The sequence below is a fragment of the Streptomyces sp. NPDC059456 genome (assembly GCF_042750055.1).
In the GTDB taxonomy this organism is placed as follows: domain Bacteria; phylum Actinomycetota; class Actinomycetes; order Streptomycetales; family Streptomycetaceae; genus Streptomyces.
In genome coordinates, this window is record NZ_JBHYVA010000377.1 from 1 (window position 1) to 8,081 (window position 8,081).

The 8,081-nt window shown below is 69.4% G+C and carries 8 protein-coding genes; 2 read left to right on the plus strand and 6 right to left on the minus strand.

What is annotated here, in order from left to right:
• Nucleotides 1-462: 462 nt before the first annotated feature.
• The 3 genes from ACFXA3_RS27265 to thyX form a co-directional block, all read right to left on the minus strand.
• Nucleotides 463-2,148, minus strand: a complete 1,686-nt coding sequence (locus ACFXA3_RS27265; protein ID WP_385191011.1) for a ribonuclease J — start codon at nt 2,146-2,148, stop codon at nt 463-465.
• Between the two features lie 117 nt (nt 2,149-2,265).
• On the minus strand, nt 2,266-3,165 hold the full coding sequence (dapA, locus tag ACFXA3_RS27270) for a 4-hydroxy-tetrahydrodipicolinate synthase (protein ID WP_385191012.1): 900 nt from the start codon (nt 3,163-3,165) through the stop codon (nt 2,266-2,268).
• Nucleotides 3,166-3,413: 248 nt separating this feature from the next.
• Complete coding sequence (gene thyX / locus ACFXA3_RS27275) at nt 3,414-4,154, minus strand: FAD-dependent thymidylate synthase (RefSeq protein WP_054220976.1); 741 nt, start codon at nt 4,152-4,154, stop codon at nt 3,414-3,416.
• A 237-nt stretch (nt 4,155-4,391) separates the two neighbouring features.
• Between thyX and ACFXA3_RS27280 the strand changes: the two genes are divergently transcribed.
• The gene (locus ACFXA3_RS27280) at nt 4,392-4,652 is read left to right on the plus strand and encodes a hypothetical protein (RefSeq protein ID WP_385191013.1); all 261 of its coding nucleotides are present in this window, start codon (nt 4,392-4,394) and stop codon (nt 4,650-4,652) included.
• Between the two features lie 47 nt (nt 4,653-4,699).
• Nucleotides 4,700-5,266 carry a PH domain-containing protein gene (locus tag ACFXA3_RS27285; RefSeq protein ID WP_385191015.1) on the plus strand — a complete coding sequence of 189 codons (567 nt, stop codon included), beginning with the start codon at nt 4,700-4,702 and terminating at the stop codon, nt 5,264-5,266.
• Nucleotides 5,267-5,347: 81 nt separating this feature from the next.
• On the opposite strand, the gene ACFXA3_RS27290 is transcribed toward ACFXA3_RS27285, so the two are convergent.
• The 3 genes from ACFXA3_RS27290 to ACFXA3_RS27300 form a co-directional block, all read right to left on the minus strand.
• A complete protein-coding gene (locus ACFXA3_RS27290; protein WP_385191017.1) occupies nt 5,348-5,812 on the minus strand; it encodes a hypothetical protein in 465 nt (154 codons plus the stop codon).
• An 18-nt stretch (nt 5,813-5,830) separates the two neighbouring features.
• Entirely contained in the window at nt 5,831-6,586 is a 756-nt protein-coding gene (gene dapB / locus ACFXA3_RS27295; RefSeq protein ID WP_385191018.1) for a 4-hydroxy-tetrahydrodipicolinate reductase, read from the minus strand.
• Between the two features lie 75 nt (nt 6,587-6,661).
• Nucleotides 6,662-8,041, minus strand: coding sequence for a M16 family metallopeptidase (locus ACFXA3_RS27300; RefSeq protein ID WP_385191020.1), 1,380 nt, complete (start codon nt 8,039-8,041; stop codon nt 6,662-6,664).
• Nucleotides 8,042-8,081: the final 40 nt, after the last annotated feature.

Sequence of the window (8,081 nt, forward strand, 5' to 3'; positions counted from 1 at the left end):
ATCCACCGAAGTGGACGGGGTATCAACTTCTGGCGTTGATTTTTGGCACGCTGTTGAGTTCTCAAGGAACGGACGCTTCCTTTGTACTCACCCTCTCGGGCTTTCCTCCGGGCTTTCGTTCTTCGTTCTTGCGTTTCCGACTCTATCAGAGTCAGTCCCGCTTGCTTTCCAGGTCCTTCGCTTTCGCGTTTTCCCTTTCCGGCGGTTCCAACCTTACCAGATTCTTTCCGGCCCGTTTCCGGGAGGATTTGAATTCGGTGACCGTTGGAGGGCCTTTCCCTTTCGGGCGGATCAGACTTTATCAGGTTTCCCCGGGTCCGAATCCCACCCGCTCGCGCAGCACAAGTCCGGACACACGTGTGTGCCGGGGTGTTGTGCGAGGTGGAGACGTAAACGTACTGGAGCGGGGCCCCCGGATGCAAATCCGGTTGCCCCGCTCCGGTGACGGCGCTACGGCGAGGCTCAGACCTCGACGACGACCGGGAGGATCATCGGGCGGCGTCGGTAGCCGTCCGAGACCCACTTGCCCATGGTCCGGCGGATGAGCTGCTGGAGCTGGTGCGGTTCCGCGACGCCGTCGGCGGCGGCGCGGGCGATGGCTTCCTCGATCTTCGGCAGGACCGACGCGAAGGCCGAGTCCTCGATGCCGGAGCCGCGGGCCTGGATGTTCGGGCCGCTGACGACCTTGCCGGTGGTGCTGTCCACCACGACGAAGACCGAGATGATGCCCTCGTCGCCGAGGATCCGGCGGTCCTTGAGCGAGGACTCGGTGACGTCGCCGACCGACAGGCCGTCCACGTACACGTAGCCGGCCTGGACCTTGCCGGAGATGCGGGCCTTGCCGTCGATCAGGTCGACGACCACGCCGTCCTCGGCGATGACGATGCGGTCCTTCGGGACACCCGTCAGGGCGCCGAGCTCGGCGTTGGCGCGCAGGTGGCGCCATTCGCCGTGGACCGGCATCAGGTTCCGCGGCTTGCAGATGTTGTAGAAGTACAGCAGCTCGCCGGCGGAGGCGTGGCCGGAGACGTGCACCTTGGCGTTGCCCTTGTGCACGACGTTGGCGCCCCACCGGGTCAGGCCGTTGATCACGCGGTAGACCGCGTTCTCGTTGCCCGGGATCAGCGACGACGCCAGGATCACGGTGTCGCCGGGGACGATCCGGATCTGGTGGTCGCGGTTGGCCATGCGGGACAGGGCCGCCATCGGCTCGCCCTGGGAACCCGTGCAGACCAGCACGACCTCGTCGTCCGGCAGGTCGTCGAGGGTCTTCACGTCGACGACGAGGCCGGCCGGGACGCGCAGGTAGCCCAGGTCACGGGCGATGCCCATGTTGCGGACCATCGAGCGGCCCACGAAGGCGACCCGGCGGCCGTACTCGTGCGCGGCGTCGAGGATCTGCTGGATGCGGTGCACGTGGCTCGCGAAGGACGCCACGATGATCCGCTTCTGGGCACCCGCGAAGACGCCGCGGATGGCGTTGGAGATGTCGCGCTCCGGCGGGACGAAGCCCGGGACCTCGGCGTTCGTCGAGTCCGAGAGGAGGAGGTCGATGCCCTCCTCGCTCAGGCGCGCGAAGGCGTGCAGGTCGGTGAGGCGGTTGTCCAGCGGCAGCTGGTCCATCTTGAAGTCGCCGGTGGCGACGACCAGGCCCGCGGGGGTGCGGATGGCGACGGCCAGGGCGTCCGGGATGGAGTGGTTGACCGCGATGAACTCGCAGTCGAAGACTCCGAGGTGTTCCCGGTCGCCTTCCTTCACCTCGAGGGTGTAGGGGCGGATCCGGTGCTCCTGGAGCTTGGCCTCGATGAGGGCCAGCGTCAGCTTGGAGCCGATCAGCGGGATGTCCGGCTTCTCCCGCAGGAGGTACGGGACGGCGCCGATGTGGTCCTCGTGGCCGTGCGTGAGGACGATGCCCTCGATGTCGTCGAGCCGGTCCCGGATGGACGAGAAGTCCGGCAGGATCAGGTCGATGCCCGGCTGCTCCTCTTCGGGGAAGAGAACGCCGCAGTCGACGATCAGCAGGCGGCCGTCGAACTCGAAGACGGTCATGTTGCGGCCGATCTCGCCGAGACCGCCCAGGGGGGTGACGCGCAGGCCGCCCTTGGGGAGCTTCGGCGGGGGACCAAGTTCAGGATGCGGATGGCTCAAAAGTCTCTCCTCACCACACACGCCACGTACCTCGTAAGGCACGTGGCGCGCATGTCATTCGTGCACTTGCATTCGTCTGTTTTGTTCGTCTTGCTTATTCAGTTGTGAAGTCCGTTGTCAGAGCTGTACCCCGCCGGCGGCAAGATCGATCTTGAGCTGGGCCGTCTCTTCGGCCGTGAGCTCGACGAGCGGGAGCCGCAGCGGGCCCGCGGGCAGGCCCTGCAGGTTCAGGGCGCCCTTGGTGGTGATCACGCCCTGGGTGCGGAACATGCCGGTGAAGACGGGCAGCAGCTTCTGGTGGATCTCGGTGGCCTTCTGGACGTCGCCGCCCAGGTGCGCGTCGAGCATCGCGCGGAGCTCGGGGCTGACCACGTGGCCGACCACGGAGACGAAGCCGACGGCGCCGACGGACAGCAGCGGCAGGTTCAGCATGTCGTCGCCGGAGTACCAGGCGAGTCCGCTCTGGGCGATGGCCCAGCTGGCGCGGCCGAGGTCGCCCTTGGCGTCCTTGTTGGCCACGATGCGGGGGTGCTCGGCCAGCCTGACCAGGGTTTCCGTGTTGATCGGGACGCCGCTGCGGCCGGGGATGTCGTAGAGCATCACCGGAAGCTCGGTGGCGTCGGCGATCGCCGTGAAGTGCCGGTAGAGGCCTTCCTGCGGCGGCTTGCTGTAGTACGGGGTCACCGCGAGCAGGCCGTGTGCGCCGGTGCGCTCGGCCTGCCGGGCGAGTTCCAGGGTGTGGCGGGTGTCGTTGGTGCCGATGCCGGCGACGACGTGGGCACGGTCGCCCACCGCTTCCAGGACGGCTCGTACGAGGTCGTTTTTCTCCGCGTCGGTGGTGGTCGGGGACTCACCGGTGGTCCCGTTGATGATCAGGCCGTCGTTGCCTGCGTCCACCAGGTGGACGGCGAGCTGCTGCGCGCCGTCGAGGTCGAGTGCGCCATCCGCCGTGAACGGCGTGATCATGGCGGTGAGGACCCGCCCGAAGGGGGTCTGCGGAGTCGAGATCGGAGCCATGGGTAACACGCTACTCGCTGCCATGCTCGCGGTGTCCCCTCGGGGGACGTCAACAGGGTGTGGCTCCCGGCACGGGCCGCGCGGGTTGTTGGATCCCGGCACTGCCTGCTCGGGGGTTCAAGCAGTGCCGGGTCCGTTTGATCAGCCTAGATGAACTTTACGAAACGTGGCAATACGGACACTTCGGACTTGACTCTGCACATCCGTGCGTCACGGTTCCATCCGTCCCCATCGGGCCGTACCGGTCCTTACGGGGCGACCCGGCCGTTCGCGTTGTACGCGGCGTACGTCAGCGGCATGAGCGCCGCCCAGTGCTGCTCCATCTTCTCGCCGACCATCTCGATCTCCCGCTGCGGGAAGGACGGCGTGGTCGCCAGCTCGTGCTGCGTGCGCAGGCCGAGGAAGTGCATGAGCGAGCGCGCGTTGCAGGTCGCGTACATCGAGGAGAAAAGTCCGACCGGCAGGACCGAACGGGCAACCTCGCGGGCCACGCCCGCCGCCAGCATCTCCTGGTAGGCCTCGTAGGCCTGACGGTAGGAGTCCTCCATGACCCGGCCCGTCAGCTCCTGCTGGGCCGCGGTGCCCTCGACGAAGACGTACTTGCCCGGGCGGCCCTCCTGGACGAGCTTGCGCTCGGCGTCCGGGACGTAGAAGACCGGCTCGAGCTCCCTGTAGCGGCCCGATTCCTCGTTGTACGACCAGCCGACGCGGTGCCGCATGAACTCGCGGAAGACGAAGATCGGGGCGCTGATGAAGAACGTCATCGAGTTGTGCTCGAACGGGCTGCCGTGGCGGTCCCGCATCAGGTAGTTGATGAGGCCCTTGGAGCGCTCGGGGTCCTTCTGGAGCTCTTCGAGCGACTGCTCGCCGGCCGTGGAGACACGGGCGGCCCACAGCACGTCGGAGTCGGCGGCGGAGTGCTTCACCAGCTCCACCGTCACATCACTGCGGAAGCTGGGTTTCAGGTCTGAAGCGGCGGTCTCGCTCACCGGGGGTCCTTCCGAACGACTCACATGGGGCGCGCCCACTCTACGGCGCGGCTCACCGCCCGCCGCGCACGCGCCGTCCGGCTCCGGGGGGCGGGACGGCCACCCGTTCAGCTGACGCCCAGCCATAAAATTTGGTTAATGTCCCGAATTCAGGCACCGATTGGGGGGCTCGTACGTCTGTACAGGTACACGCCGCGACCGCCGCCCCAGGGCCCTGATCGTGAGGAGAGTCGCTCCATGTTCCTCCCCCAGCCATCGCTGGGCGCCGCCCCCAGCGAACCCGTCCCGTTCGCCTTCGTCGCCGAGGCCGAACGCTTCCGCAGCAACGTCACTCCACCGCCACGCGAGCGTCTGAGCGCGCCCCAGCTGGCCGCCCGTACGCTGGTCGGGCTGACCGTCGTGGCCGGGCTCGTCGGCTCCCTGCTGTTCGGCATGCCGGCACTCCAGCCCCACCAGCCCGCCAAGTCGCAGCAGTCGGAAGCCTCCGAGGGACGGTAGCCTCACGGGCAAGCCCAACCGAACGTGCATGTGAGTGAGGTACAGCCGTGCCCCTGCCCTTCTTGACGGCCGACCGCGCGTTGGACGCGCACGAAGACAGTGACGGCGACGACGTACTGGCTCACGAGGACCCCGACCGCTGGCGCCGGCCGTACCGGCCCGGGCCGTGGCGGGTGGCCGGCGCCGCCCTGCTGCTCCTGGTGGCCTCGTTCATGCTGCTGGCCACGATGATCATCGCGTTCGCCGGAGCCTGGTCCGGCGCCGGCGTCTGCCTGGTCGCCGCGCTCGCCGTGATCGGGTCGGCGCTGCGGATCCTCAGGGCGGGCGTCTGGGTGAGCCCCTCGGGGCTGCGCCGGGTGGGCTTCTTCACGACCCGCTCGCTCACCTGGGACGAGGTCGCCGAGGTCCGTACGGTCCAGCAGCCGGTGCGCTGGCTGGGACTGCCGCGGACCGTCCAGGGCCAGGCCCTGACCGCGGTCGGGCAGGGCGGCGCGGAGCTGCCGGTGCTGCTGACCGACCACAACGCCGATTTCCTGTCGCGGACCGAGGCGTTCGACCGGGCCGCCGACATGGTCGAGGCCTGGGCCGACGAGTACCGGGCCGTACCCGCCTGACGCCGGCGCGCAACGCCGGGAAGCCCGTACAGGATCGTTCCTGCACGGGCTTCCCGGCTTACGCGGTGACGACTGCCGGCGCTACTTCGCGGACACGGTCCGGGCCTGCGGTGCGGCGTGCAGGGCGATGGCCCGCTGCATGGCCTTGCGGGCCCGCGGGGTGTCCCGGGCATCGTGGTAGGCGACGGCGAGGCGGAACCAGCTGCGCCAGTCCCCCGGCGCGTCCTCCGTCTCGGCCTTGCGGCGCGCGAAGACCTCGTCGGCGGAGTCCCGCAGGATCCGGCCGTACTCGTCCCGCTCCAGTTCGTCGACGGGCAGTCCGCCCTCGGCCTCCAGCTCGGTCGCGAGCTGGTTCGCCTTCGTCACGAACTGCGTGTTCTTCCAGAGGAACCAGACGCCGATGACCGGCAGGATCAGCACGGCCACACCGAAGGTGACGGTCAGTGCGGTGCCCTGCCGGAGCAGCATCACCCCCCGGCTGCCGACCAGGACGAAGTAGACGACCAGGACGGCGGCCGTGAGGAAGTAAGTGATCTTCGCGCGCATGGGACTACTGCCTGCTCATCAGCCGAGGTCGAGGAAGTTTTCCAGGCCGAACGTGAGGCCCGGGTGCTGCACGACGCGGCGCGCGCCGAGCAGGATGCCCGGCATGAAGCTGCTGTGGTGCAGGGAGTCGTGACGGATCGTCAGGGTTTCGCCCTCGCCGCCGAGGAGCACCTCCTGGTGGGCCAGCAGGCCGCGCAGGCGGATGGCGTGCACCGGGACCCCGTCGACGTTCGCGCCGCGCGCGCCGTCCAGGGCGGTGGCGGTGGCGTCGGGCTGCTGGCCGAGGCCGGCCTCGGCGCGGGCGGCCGCGATCAGCTGGGCGGTGCGGGTCGCCGTGCCGGAGGGGGCGTCGACCTTGTTCGGGTGGTGCAGCTCGACGACCTCGACGGACTCGAAGTAGCGGGCGGCCTGGGCGGCGAACTTCATGGTGAGGACGGCGCCGATGGAGAAGTTCGGGGCGATGAGCACACCGGTCTGCGGGGAGGCCGCGAGCCAGGTGTCCAGCTGCGCGAGGCGCTCCTCGGTCCAGCCGGTGGTGCCGACCACGGCGTGGATGCCGTGGCCGGTCAGGAACTCCAGGTTCCCCATGACCGACGCGGGGGTGGTCAGCTCGACCGCGACCTGCGCGCCCGCCTCTGCCAGGGTCTCCAGGGTGTCGCCGCGGCCCAGGGCGGCCACCAGCTCCATGTCCTCGGCGGCCTCGACGGCCTTGACCGCTTCGGAGCCGATGCGGCCCTGGGCACCGAGAACCGCTACCCGCAGCTTGCTGCTCATGCTTCTTCGCTTCCTGTCGTACGGGCAGGGCGCCGGCCGGCGGCGGCCGGTGCCCTGCCCCGGGGTGTCAGGGTCTCAGGCCACCGCTTCGTCGAGGCGGGCGGCCTGCTTCTCCTTCAGCGGGCCGATCACCGCGAGCGACGGCCGCTGGGCCAGCACGTCCCGGGCGACCGCGCGGACGTCGTCCGGGGTCACGGACGCGATCCGGGCCAGCATGTCGTCGACGGACATCTGGTCGCCCCAGCAGAGCTCGCTCTTGCCGATGCGGTTCATGATCGCGCCGGTGTCCTCCAGGCCCAGGACGGTGGAGCCGGACAGCTGGCCGACGGCCCGCTTGACCTCCTCGTCCGTGAGCCCCTCGGAGACGACCTTGTCGAGTTCGCCGCGGCAGATCCGGAGCACGTCGTGGACCTGGTTCGGGCGGCAGCCCGCGTACACGCCGAAGAGCCCGGTGTCGGCGAAGCCCGAGGTGTACGAGTACACGCTGTAGGCCAGGCCGCGCTTCTCCCGGACCTCCTGGAAGAGGCGGGAGGACATGCCTCCGCCGAGGGCGGTGTTCAGTACGCCGAGCGCCCAGCGGCGCTCGTCGGTGCGGGCGAGGCCGGGCATGCCGAGGACCACGTGGGCCTGCTCGGTCTTGCGGCCGACCAGGTCGACGCGGCCGGAGGTGCGGATGCGCTTGGCCCCGGAGCGCGGGCCGATCGGCTCGGCGTCGGTGTGCGCGAGGGCGCCGGCCTTCTCGAACGCGGCGCGGACCTGGCGCACGACCTTGTTGTGGTCGACGTTGCCGGCCGCTGCGACCACCAGGTGGCGGGGGTCGTAGTGCTTCTTGTAGAAGCGGCGGATCCGGTCGGCGCCGAGGGCGTTGATCGTGTCGACGGTGCCCAGGACGGGACGGCCCAGCGGGGTGTCGCCGTACATGGTGTGCGCGAACAGGTCGTGCACGCAGTCGCCCGGGTCGTCCTCGGTCATCGCGATCTCTTCGAGGATGACGCCGCGCTCGGCGTCGACGTCCTCCTCGCGGATCAGCGAGCCGGTGAGCATGTCGCAGACGACGTCGATCGCCAGCGGCAGGTCCGTGTCGAGCACCCGTGCGTAGTAGCAGGTGTACTCCTTCGCCGTGAAGGCGTTCATCTCGCCGCCGACCGCGTCGATCGCGGAGGAGATGTCGAGGGCGCTGCGCTTGCGGGTGCCCTTGAAGAGGAGGTGCTCGAGGTAGTGCGTGGCACCGTTGAGCGTGGGCGTCTCGTCCCGGGAGCCCACGTGCGCCCAGATGCCGAAGGTGGCGGAGCGGACCGAGGGCAGCGTCTCGGTGACGATGCGCAGTCCGCCGGGGAGGACGGTGCGCCGGACGGTGCCGATGCCGTTCTCCCCCTTGAGGAGGGTTTGGGTACGGGCGAGGGGCCCCCCCACCCCCGTAGGGCGGGGCGGGGCCACGGGACTAAACGGCCGCAAATTTGGGAGTAGTCCGTTTGGGGGGCGTGGCCGGGGGGGT

Excerpts from the sequence above, each read along its gene's own strand:
- dapA (WP_385191012.1), bottom strand. The coding sequence starts at position 3,165 with ATGGCTCCGATCTCGACTCCGCAGACCCCCTTCGGGCGGGTCCTCACC.
- ACFXA3_RS27280 (WP_385191013.1), top strand. The coding sequence starts at position 4,392 with ATGTTCCTCCCCCAGCCATCGCTGGGCGCCGCCCCCAGCGAACCCGTC.
- ACFXA3_RS27290 (WP_385191017.1), bottom strand. The coding sequence starts at position 5,812 with ATGCGCGCGAAGATCACTTACTTCCTCACGGCCGCCGTCCTGGTCGTC.
- dapB (WP_385191018.1), bottom strand. The coding sequence starts at position 6,586 with ATGAGCAGCAAGCTGCGGGTAGCGGTTCTCGGTGCCCAGGGCCGCATC.